General features: G+C 43.0%; 23 protein-coding genes. 8 read left to right on the top strand and 15 right to left on the bottom strand.

The genetic code is table 11. The features are described 5' to 3' along the window. Positions 1–42: 42 nt before the first annotated feature. On the top strand, positions 43–936 hold the full coding sequence (locus PP2015_RS03685) for a LysR family transcriptional regulator (RefSeq protein ID WP_058029000.1): 894 nt from the start codon (positions 43–45) through the stop codon (positions 934–936). 215 nt (positions 937–1,151) lie between these two features. Here PP2015_RS03685 and ubiA read toward each other — a convergent pair whose 3' ends face one another. Continuing rightward, positions 1,152–2,027, bottom strand: coding sequence for a 4-hydroxybenzoate octaprenyltransferase (ubiA, locus tag PP2015_RS03680; protein ID WP_058028999.1), 876 nt, complete (start codon positions 2,025–2,027; stop codon positions 1,152–1,154). Then, positions 2,017–2,541, bottom strand: coding sequence for a chorismate--pyruvate lyase family protein (locus PP2015_RS03675; protein WP_058028998.1), 525 nt, complete (start codon positions 2,539–2,541; stop codon positions 2,017–2,019). Before PP2015_RS03675 ends, ubiA begins: the two co-directional genes overlap by 11 nt. A 238-nt stretch (positions 2,542–2,779) precedes the next feature. On the opposite strand from PP2015_RS03675, the gene PP2015_RS03670 reads away from it, so the two are divergent. Beyond that, on the top strand, positions 2,780–3,169 hold the full coding sequence (locus tag PP2015_RS03670; protein WP_405127328.1) for a flagellar basal body-associated protein FliL: 390 nt from the start codon (positions 2,780–2,782) through the stop codon (positions 3,167–3,169). On the opposite strand, the gene glpG is transcribed toward PP2015_RS03670, so the two are convergent. The 6 genes from glpG to PP2015_RS03640 form a co-directional block, all read right to left on the bottom strand. Continuing rightward, positions 3,166–3,987, bottom strand: coding sequence for a rhomboid family intramembrane serine protease GlpG (glpG, locus tag PP2015_RS03665; protein ID WP_058028996.1), 822 nt, complete (start codon positions 3,985–3,987; stop codon positions 3,166–3,168). The genes PP2015_RS03670 and glpG overlap by 4 nt on opposite strands. Further along, positions 3,984–4,301, bottom strand: a complete 318-nt coding sequence (gene glpE, locus PP2015_RS03660) for a thiosulfate sulfurtransferase GlpE (RefSeq protein WP_058028995.1) — start codon at positions 4,299–4,301, stop codon at positions 3,984–3,986. Before glpE ends, glpG begins: the two co-directional genes overlap by 4 nt. Positions 4,302–4,625: 324 nt before the next feature. Further along, entirely contained in the window at positions 4,626–5,651 is a 1,026-nt protein-coding gene (gene tdh / locus PP2015_RS03655) for an L-threonine 3-dehydrogenase (RefSeq protein ID WP_058028994.1), read from the bottom strand. A 90-nt stretch (positions 5,652–5,741) separates the two neighbouring features. Beyond that, a complete protein-coding gene (locus PP2015_RS03650) occupies positions 5,742–6,938 on the bottom strand; it encodes a glycine C-acetyltransferase (protein WP_058028993.1) in 1,197 nt (398 codons plus the stop codon). A 153-nt stretch (positions 6,939–7,091) separates the two neighbouring features. Continuing rightward, positions 7,092–7,646, bottom strand: a complete 555-nt coding sequence (gene gmhB, locus PP2015_RS03645; protein WP_058028992.1) for a D-glycero-beta-D-manno-heptose 1,7-bisphosphate 7-phosphatase — start codon at positions 7,644–7,646, stop codon at positions 7,092–7,094. Positions 7,647–7,686: 40 nt separating this feature from the next. Next, complete coding sequence (locus tag PP2015_RS03640) at positions 7,687–8,739, bottom strand: glycosyltransferase family 9 protein (protein WP_058028991.1); 1,053 nt, start codon at positions 8,737–8,739, stop codon at positions 7,687–7,689. A 145-nt stretch (positions 8,740–8,884) separates the two neighbouring features. On the opposite strand from PP2015_RS03640, the gene PP2015_RS03635 reads away from it, so the two are divergent. After that, positions 8,885–9,607, top strand: a complete 723-nt coding sequence (locus PP2015_RS03635) for a 3-deoxy-D-manno-octulosonic acid kinase (protein WP_058028990.1) — start codon at positions 8,885–8,887, stop codon at positions 9,605–9,607. A gap of 70 nt (positions 9,608–9,677) precedes the next feature. On the opposite strand, the gene hldE is transcribed toward PP2015_RS03635, so the two are convergent. The 3 genes from hldE to PP2015_RS03620 are packed head-to-tail and all read right to left on the bottom strand — an operon-like array spanning position 9,678 to position 13,224. After that, positions 9,678–11,120, bottom strand: a complete 1,443-nt coding sequence (gene hldE, locus PP2015_RS03630; RefSeq protein WP_058028989.1) for a bifunctional D-glycero-beta-D-manno-heptose-7-phosphate kinase/D-glycero-beta-D-manno-heptose 1-phosphate adenylyltransferase HldE — start codon at positions 11,118–11,120, stop codon at positions 9,678–9,680. Next, positions 11,120–11,722: a D-sedoheptulose-7-phosphate isomerase gene (locus tag PP2015_RS03625; protein WP_058028988.1), complete on the bottom strand. Its 603-nt coding sequence runs from the start codon at positions 11,720–11,722 to the stop codon at positions 11,120–11,122. Before PP2015_RS03625 ends, hldE begins: the two co-directional genes overlap by 1 nt. Positions 11,723–11,775: 53 nt before the next feature. After that, the gene (locus PP2015_RS03620) at positions 11,776–13,224 is read right to left on the bottom strand and encodes a capsule assembly Wzi family protein (protein WP_058028987.1); all 1,449 of its coding nucleotides are present in this window, start codon (positions 13,222–13,224) and stop codon (positions 11,776–11,778) included. Positions 13,225–13,377: 153 nt separating this feature from the next. Between PP2015_RS03620 and waaA the strand changes: the two genes are divergently transcribed. Next, positions 13,378–14,634 carry a lipid IV(A) 3-deoxy-D-manno-octulosonic acid transferase gene (waaA, locus tag PP2015_RS03615; RefSeq protein WP_058028986.1) on the top strand — a complete coding sequence of 419 codons (1,257 nt, stop codon included), beginning with the start codon at positions 13,378–13,380 and terminating at the stop codon, positions 14,632–14,634. An 18-nt stretch (positions 14,635–14,652) separates the two neighbouring features. Then, a complete protein-coding gene (locus PP2015_RS03610) occupies positions 14,653–15,204 on the top strand; it encodes a DUF1415 domain-containing protein (protein WP_058028985.1) in 552 nt (183 codons plus the stop codon). A 58-nt stretch (positions 15,205–15,262) separates the two neighbouring features. On the opposite strand, the gene PP2015_RS03605 is transcribed toward PP2015_RS03610, so the two are convergent. From PP2015_RS03605 to PP2015_RS03590, 4 genes are all read right to left on the bottom strand, one after another. Then, the gene (locus PP2015_RS03605; RefSeq protein WP_058028984.1) at positions 15,263–16,219 is read right to left on the bottom strand and encodes an aldose epimerase family protein; all 957 of its coding nucleotides are present in this window, start codon (positions 16,217–16,219) and stop codon (positions 15,263–15,265) included. Positions 16,220–16,295: 76 nt separating this feature from the next. Further along, positions 16,296–17,879, bottom strand: coding sequence for a sodium/sugar symporter (locus PP2015_RS03600; RefSeq protein WP_058028983.1), 1,584 nt, complete (start codon positions 17,877–17,879; stop codon positions 16,296–16,298). Between the two features lie 44 nt (positions 17,880–17,923). Continuing rightward, entirely contained in the window at positions 17,924–19,069 is a 1,146-nt protein-coding gene (gene galK, locus PP2015_RS03595) for a galactokinase (protein ID WP_058028982.1), read from the bottom strand. Between the two features lie 2 nt (positions 19,070–19,071). Next, positions 19,072–20,106, bottom strand: coding sequence for a UDP-glucose--hexose-1-phosphate uridylyltransferase (locus tag PP2015_RS03590; RefSeq protein WP_058028981.1), 1,035 nt, complete (start codon positions 20,104–20,106; stop codon positions 19,072–19,074). Positions 20,107–20,235: 129 nt separating this feature from the next. On the opposite strand from PP2015_RS03590, the gene PP2015_RS03585 reads away from it, so the two are divergent. The 3 genes from PP2015_RS03585 to ygjK all read left to right on the top strand — a co-directional run bounded on the left by PP2015_RS03585 (position 20,236) and on the right by ygjK (position 26,945). Then, a complete protein-coding gene (locus tag PP2015_RS03585) occupies positions 20,236–21,288 on the top strand; it encodes a LacI family DNA-binding transcriptional regulator (protein ID WP_083496506.1) in 1,053 nt (350 codons plus the stop codon). Between the two features lie 128 nt (positions 21,289–21,416). Beyond that, positions 21,417–24,611: a beta-galactosidase, LacZ type gene (gene lacZ, locus PP2015_RS03580; RefSeq protein ID WP_058031530.1), complete on the top strand. Its 3,195-nt coding sequence runs from the start codon at positions 21,417–21,419 to the stop codon at positions 24,609–24,611. 3 nt (positions 24,612–24,614) lie between these two features. Further along, entirely contained in the window at positions 24,615–26,945 is a 2,331-nt protein-coding gene (gene ygjK / locus PP2015_RS03575; RefSeq protein ID WP_058028980.1) for an alpha-glucosidase, read from the top strand. The last annotated feature ends 6 nt before the right edge of the window (positions 26,946–26,951 follow it).

Genomic DNA, 26,951 nt, shown 5'->3' with positions numbered 1-26,951 from the left:
ACGTAGTTCTAAAAGAACCGTTGAAATTAAAAGGAATTTCAAATGAGATTTGAACAACTTGAGCAATTTGTTGCTCTAGGCAATTTAAGACACTTTCGCCAAGCCGCTGAACAAACTAATATCAGTACTTCAGCCCTCACCCGCAGCATCCAAACACTCGAAGATGAAATTGGTTGTGAACTAGTCAAGCGTTCTACACGCTCAGTTCGTCTTACCGAGCAAGGTGAGCTTTTCCTCACATACTGCAAAGCAACTTTAAATGAACTTGAAAATGCCAAAAAGAATATAAAACAGAGTCTATTTGGTAATGACCAAGATAAATTAGTCATTGGCTATACGCAACAAATGAGCAGTGTTGTGCCTGTTGTTTGTGGGCAATTTCTGGCTCATCACCCAAGTGTAAAAGTAGAGATGCAAATGCTTGATGAAGCTGATTTAATGAATAAACTTCAGCTCGGAGAAATTGATATCAGCGTTTGTATGCACTCTTCTGAGTTAGCTAGTTCGGACATCTACATTCCTGATCAATTAATCATGTTTGTTGCGAAAAACCATCCTATACTTCATAAAGACTCTGTTACTAGACAAGATCTTATTCATTACCCAATGTTTGGCTGCCTATCTCAGTCAAGACAAGTTCAGCATATGGTCAATGAAACAGCTGATAGTTTCAACAAAGCCACTTCAATGCGCGTTGGCAACATCAATGAAGTACTTGATAACATTAAAAATAGTGATTTATTTGCAATTGCGGGTATTGAGCACTCTAAGCTAGTTGCTCAAGACCCAGACGTTGTTTTAATTAAAACAAATAAAGACCTTCCAACAGAACAGGTACTTGTCAGAACAAACCACACCTTGAGTGAAGATGTTAATATTAAAGAACTGGTAAATTTAATAGAAAAGTTTGAACAAAAACATAGCATCAGCGCTTAAAACGGCCTAATAATGAAGCCTGCTTCTTTTGCAGGTTTCATTATGAATAAATTCATTAAGATTTAAGCAAAGGTTTCAAGGGACTAAACCTTACTCTTATTGTAATTCAGATTTCTTTTTTGATAGAAAATGGTTCAAGGTAACTAATCTATATCAGGGAGCGTCACTAATACTATCGACAAGTTGCCTTGTATCAAAATGACATATCTATATATCTAGCTAAGCCATATAGAAAGCGCCAACCCCAAAAATACCAACAACCCAACATAATGATTATTTAAAAACGCTTTAAAACAGTTTTCTCTCTGTCTCTCATGGATGAGTTTTTGTTGATAAACAAGTAAACAAGCAGCAAATACCAACCCCAAATAAGCCCAAAAAGTCGCTTCAACTGCTTGGTAGATTGCAATCATTATGACTAAAAACATGATATTCAGAAGCGCAATAATGTGTCTGTCGAACTGACCAAATAACACTGCCGTCGACTTCACACCTAGCTTTAAGTCATCGTCTCTGTCGACCATGGCATACATAGTGTCATACGCCACAGTCCAAATTAAATTTGCAGCAAATAGCCACCACGCAATTATTGGAACTTGTTGCTGCGAGGCCATAAATGCCATCGGGATTGCCCAGCTAAACGCTGCACCCAATACTACCTGGGGTAAGTTCGTATAACGCTTCATAAACGGATAACAAGCAGCTAATGCAAGTGCACCAAATGACAACGCGATGGTCTGCCAATTCAATGAGAGTACCAAAGCGAACGCTACGATAATCAACAATACAAACAAACTTAATGCTTCTCCAGCTAAAACCTTACCTGTTGCAAGAGGCCGAGTAGCTGTTCGTTTTACCGAGCCATCAATCTTTCTATCAGCAAAGTCATTAATTACGCATCCGGCACTGCGCATGACAAATACACCAAGCGAAAACACCAATAATAGATCCCAACTCGGTAATCCATCATTTGCTAACCATAACGCCCAATATGTTGGCCACAGTAACAGTAATGTACCGATTGGTTTGTCGGTGCGCATTAATTGCTTATAGGCATTAAAGTTTTGCCATTTTAGGGCTTCAAGCTGCATCTAATACCTCAGGTAAAAATACTTCACACACCATCACATGGGCCTCTGATTGAGAGAAAATACGTCTTCTAGCAAAAATAGGCATGCGAGTAATGTCATTCCTCTTCAACAGTTGAGCTAGCTCTTCTCGAGATTCTACTTCAGCCATTTCTAATTCAGAACGTTGCCAAAGTTCGTTCTGAAATAACACCTCCCCCAAAGGCGTGTCTCCCAACTGCTCTACACCTCTTTCACAAGCTGGAATAGAGATCCAACTTTGAGCATAAACTTGAACAACCTCATCACAATATAGTAAAACTTCACGACAAATATAATCATGGGCCGTCTCTCCCCATAATTTTGCTGTGATTGGCTGTTCGTTCAGGACAACCACTTTGAAGTCTGTACTTTTTTGCTTTAAACGTTCAGTGAGTGATCCTGTGTCGCTTAAAACAGGCTTTAAAGCAGCAGGTACAGAAAGCTCCGAGAGTGAGCTTTGCCATGAAAAATCGATTGAAAGAGGATGCTTTAACACAATAATATCTTACCCAGAATACAACCGACACATAATAACATTGCTCAGTACGGCAACAAAGTTCAGTCTATGGTTTTTATTTTTTACCTTAGTTAAAAGTTTCATTAGCTAAAAAACCAGCAACTTTTTACTCTTTTTCTATACTTGTAACACACTCAACAGAGTATAATTTTTTTTAAAATACAGTTACAATCGCTTTCAAGACAGTTACATAACAGGAACTTCACCCACTATGAAAATGCTCTCAAGCCTATTTGCATTACTTCTACTGACATTCAGTAGCACTTCAGTTCGAGCTGAAGCAAATGTGGGTTACTTTGGTTTTGAACCAGATATCATCACCAACTATATTGGTCAATCTAACAAGAAATTGGGTTATATTCGCGTCACTGTAGATTTAATGCTAAATGATGTGAAGAATATTGCGATTGTAGAGCACCATACGCCACTGCTTCGTGATGCTATAGTGCAAATCTTAAGTAAAGAGCCTGAAGAAACTATAAAGTCATTAACGGGTCGAGAAGAAATACGTCAGCGCTGTGCTGAGAAATTGAAAAAGCTGCTGAAAGATGAGACCGGCGAAGAAATCATTAGAGAAGTATTATTTACTAAGTACCTCTATCACTAACCTGTTTTTGATTTTGGCAGTTGTAATGAAGCAATTGCCATTCCGCTCAATAAACCAAACAAGTGCGCCCAGTTCGCCATACTAATAAATAACACGTCAGCAAAACCCAATACCATCCATACCAACATGAAACCGACGATTGGTTTAGTAATCAATTGCTCTTCTTCGGGCAATTTTGTGCTGTAGATCCACGCAAAACCAAGCAATGCATACACCACTCCACTTAATCCACCAAAGCGATTATCAACCAATAAATACTGCGCCCAATTACTCACGAATGCAGAAATAAAAAACAGTAAGAATAAGCTCGTATTGCCTGCTTGCTTCACAATTTTATTGCCTAAAAACAGCCACCAACTCAAATTAAAAATAAGATGCAATGCGCCAAAATGAATGATGGCAGGCGTCAACCAAGATAAAGGTTCGGTTGGATTAAACAGAAGTTTATCTAGCCATGATTGCGGGTTTTCTATCAAGAAGAAGCTAGCAAAAACGGTGATACAAACAATAAACATGAGCTTTAAAAACCAATGAAGTCCGACAAACCGCTGCGCCAAATTTAAATCTTTCCCCATGTAGTTAAATTTTACTTGGGTATCGCCAGTTTGCCATGACGCCGCTAAATAACGTTCATGGTAAGGGTTACTTAAAAATTCTTGCCACAACTGCGCTGCACGCTCTGCATCTTGTTCTGACACCCACACTTGTGCTGTGCGGTTGTCTAAATAGGTCAACTTAACCTTGATACCCTGACTTTTAAAATAGTCAACTGCGCCTTGCAAGGCTCTAGGCTCTGAGTGTTGACCTAATAAAATCATTGGCTTACTGACTCTGGCTGCTCAAGCGCCCACTGCGTAAAACCACCGTCCATGCTATACACATCTTCAAAGCCTTGCTCGATAAGATAATTAGCAGCACCTTGTGAACTCACCCCATGGTAGCAAACCACAACGATTGGCTGCTCATAGTCTTTCTCAACCATAAATTGGCCAATGTTTGCATTTGATAAATGAATGGCACCTGGCATATGACCTGATGCAAATGCATTTGGATCACGAATATCGGCAATAACGACATCATCGCGCTGCATAAGCTCTATAGTTTGTGCAACTGAAATATGTTTAAACGGCATAAATTACTTCTCAAAAAAACAAAAAGGCGACATTTGCCGCCTTTAACACAAATGGACTTAAGAGCGTGCTTTTCTTTGTTGTGTGTTTTTTGCAGCAGTGAGTTGGATATTTAGGCAAGGCAGAGGCTATGTAGCATAGTTATTCTATGTAAACTAGCCGATAACGCCGAATAAATATTCAAATCGCGCTGCTCAACGAGCTCAAAAAAAGGCTTTACTCTATTTTTAATTGTTGTACATGCATAAACATTGACGCGTATAGCTTAACCCAATATTTAAAGCCTTTTATTTGAGCAAAATGCATACATCAAAGGTAAACTCGCTCTAATCCCAGTTTAAGATCACTTTACCTGATTGACCAGAGATCATGGTATCGAAACCCGTTTGGAACTCATCAATATGGAACTGGTGTGTGATGATAGGATCAAGATTTAAACCTGATTGGATAAGGCTTGCCATCTTGTACCAAGTTTCAAACATCTCGCGACCATAAATACCTTTAATCACTAAGCCTTTGAAAATAACTTGGTTCCAATCAACCGCCATATCCGATGGTGGAATACCTAACATGGCAATCTTACCACCGTGATTCATGTTGTTTAACATTGAGTTAAACGCCACTGGTACACCTGACATTTCTAGACCAATGTCAAAGCCTTCAGTCATACCAAGCTCAGCCATCACATCTTCAAGCTTTTCTTCTGCCACGTTAACTGCACGCGTCGCGCCCATCTTACGCGCAAGCTCCAGCCGGTATTCGTTCACATCAGTGATCACCACATGGCGTGCACCTACGTGCTTAGCCACAGCCGCAGCCATAATACCAATTGGACCTGCACCTGTGATCAATACATCTTCACCGACTAGGTCGAATGACAGAGCTGTGTGTACTGCATTACCAAATGGGTCAAAAATTGAAGCTAATTCGTCAGAAATATTATCAGGGATCTTAAATGCGTTATAAGCTGGAATAACTAGGTACTCAGCAAATGAGCCTTCGCGGTTTACACCCACACCAATGGTGTTACGACATAAATGTACGCGGCCTGCACGACAGTTACGACAATGGCCGCAAGTAATATGGCCTTCACCAGATACACGGTCGCCAAGCTCAAAACCACGTACCTCTTGGCCCATACCAACCACTTCACCGACATATTCATGACCCACAACCATAGGGGTAGGAATAGTGTTTTGCGCCCACTCATCCCACTTATAAATATGTACGTCTGTGCCACAAATCGCAGTTTTACGAATTTTGATTAATAAGTCATTGTGCCCAACCTCTGGTTTTGGTGCATCTGTCATCCAAATCCCAGGTTCAGCTTTTAATTTCGATAATGCTTTCATTGTTACGTCCCAAGCAAAAAACAATTCGCCAGATCATACTTATGATTTGGCGAATTTCAGTATTAATAAGCGTATTGCTATTTAATAAATTTAGATGATACCTAGCTCTTTACCAATACGGGTAAAGGCATCAATTGCTTTATCTAGCTGCGCTTTAGTATGCGCCGCTGAAATCTGTGTACGAATACGTGCTTGACCTTTTGGTACAACAGGGAATGAGAAGCCTGTTACATAGATACCTTCGGCTAATAACTTATCAGCCATAGCCGCAGCCACTTTCGCATCACCAAGCATTACAGGGATAATTGCGTGATCTTTACCTGCACAAGTGAAACCAGCAGCTTCCATGTTTTCACGGAAGTAAGCTGCATTTTCCCAAAGTTGATCACGTAGTGCTTTACCGTCTTTAAGCATATCAAGTACAGCAATTGATGCTGTTACGATTGAAGGCGCTAAAGAGTTTGAGAATAAATAAGGACGAGAGCGCTGACGTAACCAATCAATCACTTCTTTCTTACCAGACGTGTAACCACCTGACGCACCACCTAGTGCTTTACCTAAGGTACCTGTGATAATATCAACGCGGTCAATCACGTTGCAGTATTCGTGTGTACCACGACCGTTTTCACCCACAAAGCCAACAGCATGAGAGTCATCAACCATCACAAGTGCATCGTACTTATCAGCTAAATCACATACAGCTTCTAAGTTACAAATAACGCCGTCCATAGAGAACACGCCATCAGTCGCGATTAGTTTTGTTTTTGCGCCCGCTTCAGTTGCGGCAATGAGTTGCTCTTCAAGTGCTGCCATGTCGTTGTTTGCGTAGCGGAAACGCTTCGCTTTACATAAACGCACACCATCAATGATTGACGCGTGGTTTAAGGCATCAGAGATGATTGCATCTTCAGGACCTAAGATTGTTTCGAATAAACCCGCATTTGCATCAAAACAAGAAGAGTAAAGAATAGTATCTTCAGTTTGTAAGAACTCACTGACTTTTGCTTCTAGTGTTTTATGGATGTCTTGTGTACCACAAATAAAACGTACTGACGCTACACCAAAGCCATGGGCATCTAAGCCTGACTTAGCGGCTTCAATTAAACTTGGATGATTCGCTAAACCTAGGTAGTTATTTGCACAGAAGTTAATTACTGAGTCACCACTTGCTACTGCAATTTCAGCCTGCTGAGAAGACGTGATAATACGCTCGCTTTTGTATAAGCCTTCTGCTTTTACCTGCTCAAGCTGCTCTTGTAGTTGACTATAAAATGCCGATGCTCTCATGTAGAGTCTCCAATAAATTGCACGGTGTGCCTGTTTTCACACAGTTTTTGTTGTCTGCTAAATATAGTAATAATTTTAAACAGGCGTATTGTAAGGGCTACGCACTATAAATGCACGGAGCCATTGTTCAAAAATTGAGGCGAATGTAAACGTTTATGAGACAAATGCAACTGTTTCTTTAATAGAAACACAGACTTGATCTGCTTCTGCTGCATCTTGTTCTGAAAAAGCTTGTCCTGAATTGACTAAAATAGCCGTTTTCACGCCGGCTGCGCGCGCTGCCTGAATATCTGATACTTTATCGCCAATCATGACGCTTTGTGACACATCAATATCAAATGCATCAATACCTTGCTGCAACATACCCGGGTTTGGCTTACGACAGTCGCAGTCTTGCAAATATTCAGGTAGCGCCTTTTTAGGATGGTGCGGACAAAAATACACCTCAGTTATTGGGCATTGCTGCTCAATAAATTGTGCTTTCATCCACTCAGTCAGCCGATTAAACTGCGCTTCATCATAATAACCTCGACCAATGCCCGATTGATTGGTCACCACAATTAAAATATAGCCCTTAGCGATAAAATCACGACAAGCGTCGAATACCCCATCGATAAACTCAAAATCTTCAATTTTATGCACATAGGCGTGATCATGATTGATCACCCCATCTCTATCGAGAAAAACGGCTTTCTGTTTCGTTGTCATGATGATTACTAATTCGTTTAGTTTTAAGAATAAAAGGCTATTAAATAAGGTTTTGCTCTTCGCAAACTCGGTCGAACATAGCTTTTACGTCTGCTACGTTAATTTGCGACATCAAGGTTTTGCCTTTGACACGCGTTCCCCACGGCAATTGTTCTGCACTTTTCTTAAACTGTGCTTGAAGATTTTTATGATATACCTCAACCACATAATCTTGATAAAGATATGGGCCTGTTCGAGCAGGATTTGAATGAGCATATAAACCTATCACAGGCGTGCCCATAGTAACCGCCATGTGCGCGGGACCAGTATCTGGTGCAATGACCAATTTAGCTTGCTCTAAAACACATACAAGTTGTTTCAACGTGGTTTTACCAACCAGATTCAATACTTCAAAATCTAAGTAAGAGATAATCTCAGCTGCCAGTTGGCGCTCCATATCTGTAGGACCACCTGTGATCACTACATTAAAACCTTTCTGCTTTGCATATTTGGCAGTTTCGGCATAGCGCTCTGGCAACCAGTTACGCTCCTCTTTACTCGCTGCAGGGGAAATAACTAAAACATCTTCAAGCCCAGATAGTAACTCTGCAGAAACGTTCTTATCGTTATCACTTACTGGCATTTGCCAAGTTGGCTCATAATGTGGCACACCAATGGCTTTAGCAAACCCTCTAAAACCCTCGAGTACGTGCGCTGATTTTTCTGCTGCAATGCGTTTATTGGTAAATAAGAAGTGCCCCTCTTTGGCACGGTGCCAATCAAAACCTACTTTTACCTTGGCAGGAATGCAACGAGCCGCAAGGTTGGCGCGAAGCGCCACTTGCATGTGCAGTAGCACATCAAACTGACGGCCTTTAAAGGTCTCTTTTAACTGTTTAAATGCTGCTTTACCTTGTTTTTTATCGAAAATAACAAACTCAACTCCTGGCATATCTTGTAATAACATGGCTTCGATTTTGCCCACCACCCAAGTAATTTTCGCCTCAGGATAATGACGCTGAATAGCCTGTACGGCCGACACGGCATGACACACATCACCAATCGCCGACAAACGTAAAATACAAATATCTTTAGGAGTTGAAGATAAAACCACAACAGTCTCTTATGCTTGTAAAAATAGTTGGCAGCAGTTTAACTTAATTTACTACCTAGCCCAACTTGTTAAAGCAAACGCCCTCACATCTCGTATACCGATCCCTTTTAAGTATATACTTAGCAAAAAACTGATTTAGAACTTTATGCGCGTCACTCACCCCTCTGCCAATACACATATTTTATTACCCGATAACTCACCTTTACCCGTTGAAGAAAACTGGTTCGAGCCTAGATACTGGCAACAACAAAACAAAGTAGTGGGCGAAAAAAAAGGTCGCGCTAAAACCTACTTTTTGAACCTAGGTGAGCAAATCGGTGTGTTGCGCCATTATTGGCGTGGCGGCTTAGTGGGCAAGGTTTTATCTGATCAATATCTATTTAGCCGATTAGAAAACACCCGTACCTATCAAGAGTTTCAACTTCTGACACAATTAGAAGAATTAGGCTTGCCTGTATCCAAACCGATTGCTGCAAAAGTTCAGCGCAGCGGGTTTATTTACCGTGGCGATCTGATCACAGAAGCCGTTTCAGGCGCTCAAAGTCTGCTCGACAAACTAAAACAAGCTCCTCTGACTGAGAGTGAGTGGCAAGCAACCGCAGAAACCTTAGCACGCTTTCACAACGCAGGCGTATTTCACGCCGACTTAAACATCAACAACATCTTGTTTGACGAGCGTAGTAAGGTTTTTCTAATCGACTTTGATAGAGGCGAAATCCGCAAGCCCTCTCAACAAACCGTTGAAAATAATATGGCGCGTTTAAAACGCTCTTTTATAAAAGAATTAAATCGAAATACTGAGTTTTATTGGCGAGAAAGCGAGTGGGATAAGTTTTATGCGTTATATCGTTCATTTCTCACTATCTAGTAAAATTTCTTGAATCAAAAAAGAAAAACCCAAGCACAAGCTTGGGTTTCTGCTTAAAGTTCTTGGTAAATTAATTACTTTGAATTTTCTTAATCACATTCGAAGTTGAGCAGCCATTCACAAATTCTAGTACTTCAACAGTGCCGCCGTTTGCTAATACAAAATCAGCACCAGCGATTTCCTCTACTTTGTAATCACCGCCTTTGACTAATACGTCAGGTTTGACTTGCTCGATAAGCTTGGCTGGTGTGTCGTTTTCTTCTACCGCACCGAATGGGATCACCCAATCAACTGATGCAAGTGCGCCAATTACGGTCGCACGTTCATCTAATGGATTAATTGGGCGCTCAGGGCCTTTCAAACGACTGATTGAAGCATCGTTATTTAAACCCACAACTAACTTGTCACCTCGCGCTTTGGCCTGTGCCAAATAACGAACATGGCCAGCATGTAAAATATCAAAACAGCCATTCGTGAAGACAATTTTCTCGCCGCGTTGACGAGCAAGCTCAATATGATGCAAGATTTCTTGCGTCGGTGCTTGGTATTGCTCACCGGTTTCACGTAGGTATTGAGTCAGTTTTGCTGATAGCTCTTCAGGTGATACTGTTGCAGCACCTAATTTCGCAACTACTAAACCCGCTGCCACATTAGCAACTTCAACAGCTTGTTTGGCTGGCATGCCTGTACCAAGCATGACTGCTAAGGTTGCAATTACCGTATCGCCTGCGCCTGTCACATCCGAAACTTCTAGTACTTGCGCCGCAAAATCATGTTTCTCACTTGGTGTGATCAAGGACATGCCCTGCTCAGAGCGAGTCAATAACATGGCGCCAATGCCACATTCGGCAATAATCTTACGCGCACAATCAGCAAGTACTTGCTCATCGCCTTTAATACCACCCGCAGCAGTGTACTCATTAAGATTCGGAGTAATAAAATCTGCACCACGGTAATCGGCAAGTTGTTTAGATTTAGGGTCGACTAAAACAGTTTTACCAGCCGCTTTTGCTACTTGGATCATCTCGCTGATTTTCGCCAATGACCCCTTGTTGTAGTCTGAGAAAAGTACCACATCGAAGTCATCAACAATCTCAGTGAGTTTTTGTAACAGTAGCTCTGAATGTGCTTCAAGGAAGGTTTCTTCTAAATCAAGACGCACAACTTGCTGATGACGGCTAATCACACGCATTTTAGCAATGGTCGGTGCATCATCTTGGGAAATGAGCTGAGAGTTAATTTTCTCGCTTTTCAATAACGCTTGTAGTGAGCTGCCGTTATCATCATTACCAATAATCCCTAATAGGCTAACTTGACCATCTAAATAAGCAATATTCTTGGCTACGTTGGCTGCACCACCGGCCTTATCTTCAAGCTTGCTGACTTTAACAACAGGCACTGGTGCTTCTGGTGAAATGCGGCCAGTGTCACCATGCCAGTATCTATCGAGCATTACATCACCAACGACCAGAATTTTAGCTTGTGATAGCTTTTGAAAATAACTTAAATCCATTATTCGCCTTTCTCAATTGCTAAATCGATTGCTTCACATAACCAGTGACCGATAAACATGTGCGCTTCTTGAATACGCGCGGTTTCATCATTGGCAATGATAATAGGCAGTTTAGCGATATCTTTGACTAAACCACCTTCGCGACCTGTTAGCGCTACCGAGTATGCGCCAATCTCATTTGCAGCTTGAAGCGCTAAATTAATGTTTGGACTCGTCCCAGAGGTCGTTAAACCGATTACAACATCTTCAGGTTTACACAATGCTTGGATCTGGCGTTCAAAAACCGTGTCGAAGTGATAGTCGTTTGAGTGCGCGGTTAAAATAGAGGTATCTGTGGTTAAGGCAATCGACGCTAAAGGACCACGCTCTAATTTATAACGTACAACAAACTCAGCCGCTAAATGCTGTGCATCTGCCGCGCTGCCGCCATTACCACACCAAATTACTTTACCACCTGATTTAAGCGCTTTTTGACAAGCAGTTAAAAGCTGCATTGCTTCACTTTGGTATTTATCTACTGTTGCAAACAGCGCTCTGTGGCGCTCAAGGCTTGCTAAAAAACTGTTTTCAAGCATGTTGTCTTTTTTAATATCTTGCGACATGTGCGTTCCTACTTTTCCCGCTGTTGTCAAAAATCTATTGTCTTACCACTGGTCTACCAGTATACATTGACCGCTAACCAAGTATAGTTTTCACCAAATACGTCTTTACCTAAGGTGAGTGTGGTTTCTAGGCGCTTGTCGTCATAGGCTCGATTATTAATTAGTTGAAGTTCATGTGAAGTTTCATATTTGCCACCCACATCGCCAAATTCATTGATATGATTACTCGCATTTCTTATTAGAGAATATTTCACTTTCCAATGACCTTCTGCTAAGAAAACATCGCCTTCAATAGAGTGAATACCGCTCGGAATTGCATCTTTAAATTTTCTTCTATCAGCTGCGAAGTGGCCAACGACCGAACCGTTAAAAGAATTTCCGATACCAGGGTAGATATAATTTACATACCAAAATGTATTTAGCTTTGTATATTCATATCTAAATGCAAGACGATCTGTCATTTCAGGAATAAAAATACCAAAACTATTTGCCGTATTCCCTAACTGGTAGTTTCGATGGTACTTGGTATCTTCCCCAGCATGCTCAAAATACCACTCAATTGGAGTAAACCAATTCGTTCTTATTGTCGAAGTGATTGAAGCCCATTGATCGCCAAGTTCATTATCTGCACCACCAGTAAGCGCCGAATTATCATTCCCTGCTGGGTCGAAGTAGGCTTTAAAAACATCTTTCGTTGATACTTTTCTTGGACCGCCACCAAATTGCATCATTCGATTAGCCCCGATCTTCCAGCCTTCAATAGGCTCAATAGACAAATGTGTGCCTGCTAACTTAGGCGTACCACTGTGTAAAGTATCTTTATATAAAATGCCGTTTTCAACATGCTCAGCTTTTGCATAAAAAAGCTCAAAATCAAAATTCCACCAATTCTGTAATGGCGCGTTTAAACCCAATGAAATAGACAAAGGCGCTTGCGCGTTGTTAGAGTAAACTTGCGCAAATGTTTTAAACGGCGAGAACCAATGCTCTTTGTAGCCTAAATTCAGCTGTAAATTATCACCACCTAACGCATAGAAGCTGTTATAAGCCACCAACTTACCTTGCTCAACACGATACTCTGCGCCTAGTTGCATTAAACTATGTTCACCACCGCGCCAAATACCGTCAAAAGACACTTCAGCATACTCACTTGAGCTGTTGCTACGGTCGTTGGCCAGCTTTATTTCAGCGCCAGAATCTGCTCTGAGCTTTACGCCCATGCGTGTGACTGCATCACGACTCATATAAGGTTTAATACCTGATAAAATCTGCGCGTGCAGGTCTGGGTTTGATTGTTTTATTTGTCTAAGGGCAATTTGCACATCATAAATGCGGTACGGCTTCGCCATAGGCGTGCCTGTTGAGATGGCAAACATTCTGTCAATTTGATGCTCTAGTACAGGGTGCTTACCCAGAGGTAAATACGCAGTTGGCGCAGCCATCGCCTGACCTGCGATACCCAAAGCCGCAGCAAATAAGGTTGAAAATAGCTTTAACTTCATAATTCAATTCTTCTCTAATGAACTTGCCATAGTAACAAATTCAATAAACAGGAGCACGACCCTAAACTGTTTAAATTTGTTAATTCGTTTTCATAAACGATTGAGCGGGTTAAAATGGCGGTTGTTTACATACTTCAATAATAACGGTTGGTTATGGCGCGCTTTTTATATTCCTTGTTTTTATACGCACTCAGCCCTCTCATTGTGTTTTACCTTTATGTAATTCGAGGCAAGAAAAATGCGGGCTACCGTGACTTTTTTACCGAGCGATTTGCTTTAAGTTTAAAAAAATTGCCTAAGAACGCGGTTGTGTTTCACTGTGCTTCTGTCGGTGAAGTGTTGGCAGCTGCGCCGCTTATTAAAGCGTTCAAAACTAAAAACCCAAACCAAGCGATTATCGTTACCAGCAATACCCCTACAGGTCGTGCGCAAATAAAAAATAGCCTGCCCGATACACCACATTGTTATTTACCCATCGACTTTTGGGGTGCTAGTAAACGCTTTTTAAAGACATTGACTCCAGTGCAGCTTGTGGTACTTGAAACTGAGCTTTGGCCAAATTTATTTGCCGCAGCCCATGCGAAAAATATTGCAGTCAATGTTGTTAATGCTCGCCTGTCAGAAAAGTCACTACAGGGCTATCAAAAAGTACTACCGCTTGCCAATGGCATCATGAACCACATAACGACTTTAGCGAGTCATAACGAAGAAGATGCTAAGCGCTTCTTACAGCTAGGGCTCAATAAAGATAAAGTCACAGTAACAGGCTCAATTAAGTTCGATATTCAAATCGATGAAGCTGCCAAATCGACCGTCGCTGAATTTAAAAAATGCTTCAATCGCAGCAAAGTCTGGGTTGCCGGTTCAACCCACCCAGGTGAACATGAGCAAGTTCTAGCGGCCCATCAACAAGTGCTTGCAACCCACCCTGATGCGCTACTGATTATTGCACCTCGACACCCTGAGCAATTTATAAAAGTTGCAGAACTTCTCAAAGAATCAAACTTGTCGTTTTCTAAGCGCTCAGGGGAGTTTAACCCGAACAGCCAAGTCCTATTAGCTGATACCTTAGGCGAACTAAAATACTTGTTTGGCAGCGCAAACATTGCCTACATCGGTGGCAGTTTAATTGAACGCGGTGGTCACAACCCATTAGAAGCGGCGGCATTTTCAGTAGGCACTTTGACAGGCCCTCATGTCTATAACTTTGCTCATATTTACCCTGATTTAGCGGCGCATCAAGGCTGTATTACCGTGCATTCTAGTAACGAATTGACGGAGCAAATAAATAGACTTTTCAGCAGCCCAAGTGATTGTGCAGAACTCGGAGCGAATGCCCTTGCCTGCTTACAAAAAAATCAAGGCGCGATAGCCAAAACCGTTAACTTAATCAGCACACATCTTTCTTAATTAATCGAGCAATATTTTATGACAACTGAACACACCTTAATTACCCAAGCAATGCAAAACTGGGTTAAAAGCGTCATTGTAAAATTTAACTTTTGTCCATTTGCTCGCAAAGAAGTCGAAGCAAATACCATCGCTTATATTGTCTCTGATGATGAAAAACACGAAGACGCAGTGATGACCATGCTTGAACAACTGGCTCATTTAGACGCGCATCCAGAAGTAGAAACCACCCTACTTATTTTTGCTGAAGGGTTTAAAGATTTTGATAGTTACTTAGACTTAGTCGACCTAGCTAACGCACTTCTAGCTGCACAAGGCTATGAGGGTAAATATCAAATCGCTCACTTCCACCCAGACTATGAGTTTGCCGACAGTGAATCGGGCGATGCTGCCAATTACACCAACCGTGCACCTTACCCAACACTGCATCTTATTCGTGAGGAAAGCATGGCCGAAGCACTGGCTAATTACGACGACCCAGAAAGCATTCCTGAAAACAATATCCGTTTAGCTCGACGCAAAGGCGAAGCATTCTGGCAGCAACTTTTAGCTAACTGCCATAAGTCTTAAACTGCATATAATTAGCTTCAAAACATTACTATTGATTGGCTTTTAAAAAGTATCAAAGTCAATCAAGTTCAGTAAAACTCAATATCATAGTGTTTTTATATTGCTGTTCAGGCTGAACTAGAATGCTATCAAACTGCTCATGATTTAATGCATCAGGGAAATTATGTAGCTCTAAACATACGCCTGAGTACGGCGTAAATGGAGCTGATAGAAATCCCCCCATATAGCATTGCAGGCCATTTTGGTCGCTAAAAACACTCATCCGCACGCTATTATTTTTTGATACCAGTTGCGCCACTAATCTCATACCTTGAATCGCTTTGTGAAACACAAAATAATGATCTAGACCATCAACCTGCTGCAACGGTTTTGGCTCGCGAAAATCAAATTTTGAGGTCAATAACTCGCTGTTATCGACCTCAAGTTGTTTGCCGGTTGGAATATTGTCCGCATCTTTTTCTAACACTAATTCAGCATCAATACACAGCTCTAGATCTAAAGTAGAGCGCTCTGCTAGGTTAAAATAAGCATGGTTGGTTAAATTAAGCGGTGTGGTTTTATCTGTATTTGCACAAATCTCGATTTCGAGTTTGTTGTCTTCAGAAAGACGATAGATGACTTGAATATTCACATTACCTGCAAAGCCATTATCGCCATCCTCTGATCTTAGCGTCAGCGTCACTGATGAATGCGATTTTTCAGCGATGTACCAAAACCGCTTATCAATACTCTGCGCTCCGCCATGCAAACAATGCTCGCCATCATTTTGAGAATATTGATAAGTGTGCCCATCATAACTAAAACGGCCTCGACCAATTCGGTTTGCAACTCGCCCGCAAATAGCGCCGACATAAAATGGGTCATCAACAAACTGACTTTCATTTTGATAGCGCATGAGCATTTCTTTTGACCCATGACATGTCGGGAAAATAATAGAACACAAACGAGCACCAAAGTCAGATACCACAACCTGCATGCCATTGTTATTTTTGAGGGTAATTAAAGTTTGTTTCATGAGTTAACGTGTATAAAGAAAACAGCAGGTACTTCACTTAAAAGTGACATACCTGCTGTTTAAAAAGAAATGACGATTACCACCAAGTAGCGTAGAGAGCGATTAAGATCACCACCACACCCAAAGCGGCCACATTGAAGCCCGTTTTAGTTACAAAACTAACATCACTGAGTTGCACGCACTCTGAAGTACCTTCAGAGTCACGCTCATGTGCTTTAAACAGCTTTGAAACCACAAAGCACAGCAGTAAACACAACATAAACACTAACCCCACACGGTCCATGAAAGGTAAGCTTGGCATGGCAAACTTCAAGCTTAATGAGAACAGCGCAGAGCCAAACGCCGCAGCCAGCGCACCATTGGCAGTTGTGCCTTTGTAGAACATGCCCATCACGAAGATCACCACAATACCCGGGGTAAAGAACCCGGTGAATTCTTGAATGTACTGGAAAGCCTGCTCAAATTGACCCAACAGTGGCTTTGCAACTAACAGTGCCACTATTAAAGCCAACAAAGCCGTGACGCGCCCAACATTCACGTAATGAGATTGGCTTTTTTCAGCATGGAGTTTTTTATAAATATCCATGGTGAAAATAGTCGAAATACTGTTGGTCATAGACGCTAAAGACGACACAATCGCCGCCACTAACGCAGCAAATACCAAGCCTTTAATACCCACAGGCATCAATGACATCATTGACGGATAAGCTTTATCTGGGGCGGTTAAATTAGGATATAACACCACAGCAGCAATGCCCGGCAGTACCACAATCAAGGGCATCAATAATTTTAAGTACGCCGCAAAGGCAATGCCTTTTTGTGCTTCGTTTAAATCTTTCGCCGCCAGTGCTCTTTGAATAATGTATTGATTAAAACCCCAATAACTAAAGTTCATGACCCACATGCCGCCAATTAATACCGACAGTCCAGGTAAGCTCATATAATGTGCGTTATCAGGTGACAAGATCATGTCAAAATGCGTAGGCACTTGTTCGGTTAAAACACCAAAACCAGCTAACACACCTTGTCCATCAGATACCGCATCCAGCGCTAAATAACTTAAGAATAAGCCGCCAAATACCAGCAGGGTGACTTGCAAAATATCGGTAAAGGCCACGGCTTTTAAGCCGCCATAAAGTGAATATGCCACCGAAAATACCACTAAAAACATCATGCCATACAGAGCATCAACCCCAGCGACAGTTTCAATCGCAAGGCCGCCAAGCCATAGCACCGCGGTTAAATTCACAAACACGTAGACGGCCAACCAAAACACCGCCATGGTGGTTTTTACACGGTCATCGTAACGCTGAGCTAAATACTGCGGCATGGTATAAATTTGCTGTTTTAAGAATATCGGTAGCATGTATTTACCGACTAAAATAAGCGTGATCGCCGCCATCCATTCATAAGATGCAATCGCCAATCCCATGGCATATCCAGAGCCAGACATACCTATTATCTGCTCGGCCGAAATATTGGACGCAATCAATGACGCGCCTATCGCCCACCAAGGTAATGCTTTAGAGGCTAAAAAGTAATCTTCGGTATTGGCACCTTCTTTTTTCTCGCTGCGGGAGATCCATAGCGCAATCGCCAGCAAGCCGAGTACATAAGCGCTAAAAACAGCGATATCTGTACTGTGTAAACTGATATTCATGATGTTCCTCGTTATTCTTTTTCTAATTACTAGGGTTATATTGACTAAGCTCTAAAAGCCCCTTGCACGGCTTCGCACACATACACATCGGCTCTTAACCCAGTCTGTTTATGGTACTCGGCTTTAACAGCCTGAGTTACTGCTTCAACCAAGGTTTTTGGCATCACAGCCACCACGCAACCACCAAAGCCGCCGCCTGTCATTCGCGCACCACCTTGCTCAGCAATTTGTGACTGTATGAGCGCAACTAAACAGTTCATTTCAGCTGTGCTGGTAGCAAAATCATTCTTTAATGAGTCATGAGACTCATTCATCAAACGCCCTAAATGGCTGACATTATTTGCTTTAAGTGCCTCTAATGCATCTAAAGTTCGCTGATTTTCGGTGATCACATGCCTTGCTCTTTTATAGTCCAGCTCAGTTAAATTTGCTCGCTCTGACTCTAATTCAGCTAAAGTCAGCGCTCGTAGTGCTGAAGCGTTAAAGTGCTTGGCCACTCGCTCACATTGCTCGCGCCTTTGGTTATATTCACTCTCTACTAAGCCGCGTTTAACGTTTGAATTAGCAATCACAATGGCCAAGCTTTCTGGAATGGGGGCGTCTTGAAAGGTTAAATCTTGGCAATCGAGTAACATGGCATGACTATGCGCGCCCATTGCCGAAATGCTCTGATCCATAATCCCGCAGTTGCAGCCTACAAATTCATTTTCGGCTTGTTGCGCGAGCTTGGCCGCTGTAAAGCCGTCTATCTGCAACTCAAATAAATCCGAAAACGCTTTGATCAAAGCGACTTGCAAACTGGCCGACGAGCTTAACCCCGCCCCTTGCGGCACGTTACCTGAGATGACAATGTCAGTGCCTTGCAGTACAAAGCCGGCTTTTTGCAGGACATACACCACCCCAGCGACATAATTCACCCACATCAAATCGGGGTTAAACAAAAGTTCTGTTCGCTCGAACTCGCATATTTGATTATCTAGATCATGGGCTAATACCCGTATTGTATTGTCATCACGCTTTGCGATGGCTACATCAGTGCCAAAGTTAATTGCTGCGGGCAGCACAAATCCCAAATTGTAATCGGTGTGGTCACCTATTAAGTTCACTCGCCCAGGCGCGTGGCTTACTTGCTCGGCTTGATAGCCAAACTGCTGAGCAAAAACCTGTTTAATCATTTCAGTACGGCACATTATTATTTCTCGCTATAATGCGTTAAAGGCTGAGTTCTTAATCGTTCAGCGGCTTGCTCTGGGGTTAAGTCGCGTTGTGGTTCTGCTAACATTTCATAGCCAACCATAAACTTGCGGACACTGGCTGAGCGAAGTAAAGGCGGAAAAAAGCTTGCATGCAGTGTCCATTCTGGGTGAGCCTCTCCATCAAATGGTGCGCCGTGCCAGCCCATTGAATAAGCGAACGCACATTCAAACAAATTGTCATATTTAATGGTCAACTCAGATAGAATAGCTGCTAGACTCAGTCCTTGCGACTCGGTGAGTTGTGTCATACGCTGAACCGAAAAGCGCGGTAATAATAGGGTTTCAAACGGCCATGCCGCCCAAAATGGCACCACCACCAGCCAATCATCATTAATAGCGACTATTCGTGTTTGTTCCTGAATTTCTCTGGCCACATAATTGGCGAGTAAATTCCCGCCTCGCTCTGTAAAATACTGAATTTGCGCTTGTTGCTTTTTTTCAACCAAGGTCGGTAAAGACTGCTGCGCCCAAACTTGTCCATGAGGGTGCGGGTTTGAACACCCCATCATCGCGCCTTTGTTTTCAAACACCTGCACCCAATGATAAATTTCACCAAGTTCGGCATATTGCGCCTGCCAGGTTTGCACCACTTTATGAATTTGCTCAACCGAAAGCTGCGCCAATGCCTTACTGTGATCCGGTGAAAAACAAATGACACGACTTTCACCTTGTTCAGACTGCATGGTAAATAAAGGGTCGTCGCTATGATGAACTGGCAGCTCACTTTGTAATGCGGCGAAGTCATTGTTAAATATAAAGGTATGGCTGTAGTTAGGGTTTTGTTCACCGTTAATACGTGTATTACCCGCACACAAATAACAGCTTTCATCGTACGACGCAGTTGCTAATACTGGCTGTTTTTCTGTTTGCCCCTGCCAAGGTCGTTTGGCTCTATGAGGCGATACCAGCACCCACTCATTGGTGAGCGGATTTAACCGCCTATGGGGGTGCTCAGTTGCATCAAATGTCATGTTTAAATCACAAAAGGATAATGTATACAAAAAATGTAAACGGTTACATTTTTTTTAGCAAGTAAATTTACTTAAAAAAATCACTCTGCTACCATCGCTCAGAATTAAGCCTTTTTTAAGCGAAAAAACATGGCCACCATTAAAGACGTTGCCCGAGAAGCCAAGGTATCTATTGCCACCGTGTCTCGCGTGATAAACCAAGATGACAAAGTAAGAGACAAAACCCGCGAGCATGTACTCATGGTGATGAAATCCTTAGGTTATCAGGTAAACGTCAATGCACGCGCACTCTCCACACAAAAGACAGCCACACTCGGCTTAGTGGTGCCCGACATCAGCGATCCATTTTTTGCCTGCTTAGCAAAAGGCGTCGATAGCATAGCCCGTCAGCATCAAAGCCAAGTACTGCTGTGTACCGCCCAAAACAGTAGTGACTCAGAACAACAAGCCATTGATTCATTATTACAACGTCGCTGTGATGGCATAATTTTGTACTGTACACATTTAGCCGACAGCGCATTAATCGATATCGTAGAGCGCTATTCAAACGTGGTCGTGGTGGCACGAAATATTCCAGAAATAGCCGAGAACTGTATTTACCTAGATGATGAACTTGGTGGCCAATTGGCCGCTGAGCACCTACTCGCCTTAGGCCACAGCCGTTTTGCGAGCATTATGAGTGAGCTGCCAATTCAAGATCCCAAACACAGGCTATCAGGGTTCAATTCGGCTTTATATAAGCAAGCACTTACATTAACTGAAGATCAAGTTGTTTATGGCGCACCAGATCAACTCGGTGGCGAGCTAGCAGCCAATACTTTACTCAAAAACCAGCAAGTATTTACGGCACTTTTCGCCTACAACGATGCCATGGCAATTGGTGCAATTTCAGCGTTAGAAGAAGCGGGCTTTAAAGTGCCAGACGATATTTCGGTGATTGGCTTTGATGACATTTGCCTTGCTCATTACAGCAGACCTAAGCTCACCACCTTGCACTACCCTGTCGAAGCCATCGCCAAACACGCAGCACTGCTGGCCATTAATAAGCACACTCAGTTAGATAAAACAGCACATTCGCATCGCTATCAGCCAACATTAGTCGAGCGACAATCAACGGCATTTGCGCCAATAGCGGCTTCAAAACAGAGCCTAAATGAAAACCAAACTGAGCGGCAAAATTAAACTTTAACCTTAAGGCTAGCTAGCAAAAACAGAGCAACATAAAGCCTTTGGGAAGAACTATAAAAAATAATTGTATATTGTATTTAAAGCGCAGTTTAAAAATAAACAACACAGCCAAGATGACAACAATGAAAAATAAACCTTTTGTAATATTTAGCCTGAGCATACTCACTACACTGGTATGTCAGAGCGTTTTCGCCAAAGCGCCATGGCAAGATCACCAAGTGTTTGCCATAAATAAACAAGCCCCTCGTGCCTCTGGGTTTAGCTACCAAAGCTTAGCGGGCGCCATGCAAGATGATCCAGCTCAAAGCGATAACTATTTGCTACTTAATGGCATGTGGCAATTTCACTGGCAACGCTCTGCGATTAATCCACCTAAAGGGTTTGAACAGCCTAATTTTGATGATTCTAGCTGGGGGCAAATTCCCGTACCGGGCAACTGGGAGGTTGAGGGCTATGGCTACCCGATTTACTTAGATGAGCGCTTTCCGTTTACCACCAAATGGCCCGATGTCCCGCTTGAGTACAACCCAACAGGCTCGTATCGAAAGCCTTTCACCTTGTCTGATTCGTGGCAAAATAAGCAAGTGTTTTTACATGTAGGCGCGGCAAAATCATCGCTCGATGTTTGGCTAAATGGTGAAAAGGTCGGCTTTAGCCAAGGCGCTAAAACCCCAGCTGAGTTTGATATTACCGAGTTTGTGCAACAAGGCGACAACTTACTCGCGCTTAGGTTACGTCGATGGAGTGATGCCAGTTATCTAGAAAGCCAAGATATGCTGAGAATTTCGGGCATTGAGCGCGATGTCTATTTGTACGCCACGCCAAAACAGCATATTTTTGATTTTCATGCCAAACCACGTTTAAACAAACGCTTTGATAAAGGCACATTAGAACTTGAGTTAGACGTTAAAAACTACCAAAAACACAAGGCACAACTTACTGCAAAATTTGAGCTACTCGACCCCAAAGCAAGCTATGCAGTTGTCACCAAAGCCACAAAAAAATTCACGGCAAACGCCCATGGCACAGAGCAAATCAGCTTTTCTGAACAAATAGCACATCCACAACTTTGGTCGGCAGAAACCCCAAACCTCTACACCCTAGTGATGAGTCTATACAATCAACAAGGTGAATTACTCGAAGTCATACGTGATGAAATTGGCTTTAGACACATTGAGATTATAAATAAACAACTGACTATCAATGGTAAGCCTATTGTTATTCGCGGTGTTGACCGCCATGAAACCTCGCCAACTCGCGGCCATGTCGTCGACAAAGCGTCAATGGAGCAAGATATCAAACTGATGAAGCAGTTTAATATCAATGCGGTGCGCTCTAGTCACTACCCAAACCACCCATATTGGTATGATTTAACCGACAAATATGGCTTATATGTGATCGATGAAGCAAACATAGAATCGCACCCGCTTGCTATTGACGAGAAAACCCAACTAGGTAATGAAATGAGTTGGTTGCCTGCACACCTTGAACGTACTCAACGTATGTTTGAGCGTGATAAAAATCACCCTTCTATCATCATTTGGTCGTTAGGCAACGAAGCTGGCCACGGCGAGGTATTTGCCAACACCTATCAATGGTTAAAAGACAATGATGATCTGCGCGTGGTGCAATACGAGCCAGCCGAGCTTGAGCATTACACCGATATTTTTGCGCCTATGTATCCGTCAATCGAAAAACTGGTTAACTACGCCAGCAATAATCCAGATAGACCCGCTATTATGATTGAATACGCCCATGCTATGGGCAATTCTGTAGGCAATTTGCAAGATTATTGGGATGCCATTGAAAAATACGAAGTGCTTCAAGGGGGCTTTATTTGGGACTGGGTTGACCAATCTCTAGAGTATCGCAATGAATTTGGTGAAACATACTTTGCTTATGGCAAAGACTTCCACCCGGCTTTGCCAACCGACGGCAACTTTTTAAATAACGGCTTGATGAACCCAAACCGTAACCCCCACCCGCATGCCTTTGAGGTAAAAAAGGTTTACCAACCGGTTAAATTTACTGTGCACAACCTGCTTAAAGGGCAAATCACTGTACAAAATAAATTCTTATTCACGGACTTAAAAAAGTATGACCTACGTTGGAAAATCGAAGCGGACGGAGAAACCGTTAAACAAGGCCACAGCGCCATGCCAAGCGTGCAACCGAGCAAAACCGCCATATTGAATTTTGATATCCAAGGCCTACCTGCTTACAGCGACAAAGAATACTTTGTCACCCTAAGCATGCATGCCAGAGCACAAGAGCCGCTACTGCCACTTGGTCATGAAATTGCTTTTGAACAATTCAAACTGCCTGTATCACAATTACAATCTACGGCTAAAAGAACTAACAAGCCACTAAAACCAAGTTATGCACATCAAACAGATACACTGATTGCTAAAGCAGCTGGGACTCAACTCTCCTTTGATAAGCGCACAGGCTGGTTGCAACAGCTCACTTTTAACAACAAAGCCATGTTAACCCAGCCACTTAAGCCAAACTTCTGGCGTGCACCAACCGACAATGACTTAGGTAATAACCTGCAAGTGCGTGCGGCCATGTGGCAAAGTGCCACTGATAGACTCAAACTCACCGCCTTACAAGCCAAATCATCGGGCGTAACAGCACGCTATCAATCACCGGATTTTGTTGGGAGTTTAGTGCTGAATTATCAGATCACAGCACAAGGCTTTGTAGAGGTTGATTACCTGCTCAACCTTGATGATAACCAAGCCTTGCCCGATATCCCGCGTATCGGCATGCAGTTAAGTACCTTTGGTGAATATAAAAATATGTCTTGGTTCGGTCGTGGTCCACACGAAAGTTACGCCGACAGAAAAACCTCAGCGCGTATTTCAGTGTTCAATACGCCTGTGAGCGAACAACACCATTACTACATTCGCCCGCAAGAGAACTCAAATCGTACCGAGGTGCGCTGGATGGCACTGCAAAACGCGCAAGGAGAAGGGCTGCTTGCGGTAGGCGACAAGGTATTGAATGCCAGCGCGTGGCCTTACCTGCAAGCCGATATCGATTTTAACTCAGGCGATGCCAGTGCATCGGCATCAGGACTCGTACCTGTGACCACCAAGCACGCCATTGATGTGCCTGTGCGCGATCTTGTCACCTTAAATATTGATCATAAGCAAATGGGCGTAGGCGGTGATACCTCATGGGGTCGCCTTGTTCACAAGCAATACCGCATTGCCGCCGAAAGTCAGCAATATCGATTTGCGCTAGCGCCGCTTTCTGGTGATAAAAATGCGGCTGTATTAGCCCGTGAAATTAAAGCAAGTTACGGTGAATAAACCATGAAGAACCCATTTTTGATAATTGCAAATACGCTAGTTTTAGGCCTGTTAAGCGCTCTTTTTTGCACACAAAGCCAAGCGAGTAATGTGCATTTGCAAAACACCCTAACTAGAATTGGCGAACCAAATATGATGAAGCCCGCCGATAAGTTTGGTCACAGCCCGTTTAGCCCATTGTTTGATGCTGGCGCTTGGCACGGGCATTTGTTGCCTAGTTCCGCCGATGAGCTGGGCGGATTTACCGGTCATGCACTCATTCAAGAAGAGTATTTAACGTATCTCGCCAAACGCTTTGACCGCTTACAGGTGTTTAAAAATGGCAAAAAGCTGACACTTACTGGTGAGGTGTTGAGCGAGCCGGGTAAACTGATCCAGCACCTCAAAGCCGAAGACGTAACCGTCACCCTTACTTTAATGTTTGTTGGCCCGCGTACTTCTCTGGTTGAAACGAAAATAGAAAGCGATAGTCCACTAACTTTAAAGTTTGACGGTGAGCTACTCACACAATTTGATAAAAAGCGCACGCTTGAACAAGCCCACCCACAACTGCAACCAGGCCTAAAAGCAACGCCACAGGGGATCACCGTACATTTTAATCAAGTGCGTTCGCCGTATAGCCTACTGACCTCGGGCAGTTCGGCCTATGTGATGAGTAAATCATTAGCAACTACCACACGCATTCAAGGACGAAGCTACACCAGCCAAGTTGATATCAAGGGCACAACGACGTTTTATACCCTATTCAGCCATGTTCTGAACGCACAAGAGCACACCAAGGTTAAAGAGCGTCATCAAGCAATGCTTAAAGCGCCTCAGCAATTTATGCAGGCAAGTAAAGCCCGCTGGCAGCAGTATCTTAAGCCTTTACAACAACTAGAGCGCCCTGCTCAGCAGCGCTTGATGGCCAAGTCTATTGAGACCTTAATTGGCAATTGGCGCAGCCCCGCTGGTGCTATCACTACCGACACAGTTAGCCCGTCGGTCACTGCGCGCTGGTTTTCGGGTAACTTAACTTGGCCTTGGGATACCTGGAAGCAAGCCTATGCGCTCAGTGACTTTCACCCTCAATTAGCCAAAGCCAATATTGATACGGTATTCAACCAACAAATACAAACTGGCGATACAGTCAGACCGCAAGATACCGGCTTTTTGCCCGACCTAATCGGCTACAACCTAAGCCGAGAGCGCGGCGGTGACAGTGGCAACTGGAATGAACGAAATACCAAACCCAGTCTTGCGGCTTGGGCGGTATTAAAAGCCTATGAAAGCGACCAAGATAAAGCATGGTTGGCAGCGCTTTACCCTAAACTAAAAGCATATCGAACATGGTGGCTGCGCAATCGTGACCACAACCAAAATGGCATTCCTGAATATGGGGCCACCCTAGATAAAGCCCACAACAATGAGCAAGGTGAATTGTTATTTATCCATCAGCAGGGCAAGACAAAAACCACCAAATATGGGCTTGCACACTATCGCAAACTCTTAGCGCAGGGTGAGCAAGTTTTTGCTCCAGCACAAACCGCAGCCTCTTGGGAGTCTGGTCGAGATGATGCAGCTACCTTTGGCTTTATCAGTAAAAACCAGCTTGCAGATTATGTAAAACAAGGCGGTGATGCCGCTGATTGGCAAGTGGATTTTGCCCAAAACCGCGATAACACAGGTAAGCTGCTTGGCTATTCTTTACTGCAAGAGTCAGTAGACCAAACCAGTTACTTTTATACCGATACCCTGTATTTGGCGAAAATTGCACACATCCTCAACTTACCTAACGAAGCCAAACAGTTTGAAGTCGATGCAAAACAAGTAAAAAACTACATTAATCGGTGCATGTTCGATGCCAATGCGGGCTTTTATTACGATATTCGCATTAACAACACACCGCTTAAAAATGGCTGTGCTGGCAAGCCTATCGTCGAGCGCGGTATGGGCCCTGAGGGGTGGGCGCCGCTATTCAATCGAGTGGCAACAGCCTCACAAGCGAAACAAGTTCGTGATGTGATGATGAACCCAGAGACTTTTTACAGCAAAGTACCGCTTGGTACAGCAGCCAAAAATAATCCAGCATATGGCCCCAATATCTATTGGCGAGGACGCGTGTGGGTCGACCAATTTTACTTTGGTGTAAAAGGGTTACAACACTATGGCTATGAGCAAGAAGCAAAACAACTGGTGAAGCACTTTTTAACCCATGCCGATGGTTTAATGGAGAACGCCCCCATTCGTGAAAACTACAACCCAGAAACTGGCGAGCAACAAGGCGCGCCTAACTTTTCTTGGAGTGCAGCGCATATATTCATGCTGCTGAATGAGGGGTTTACTGATAAGTAGAATGAA

Origin of the sequence: Pseudoalteromonas phenolica (assembly GCF_001444405.1) — a bacterium.
In the GTDB taxonomy this organism is placed as follows: domain Bacteria; phylum Pseudomonadota; class Gammaproteobacteria; order Enterobacterales; family Alteromonadaceae; genus Pseudoalteromonas; species Pseudoalteromonas phenolica.
This window is presented reverse-complemented; position numbering and strand designations above follow the sequence as displayed.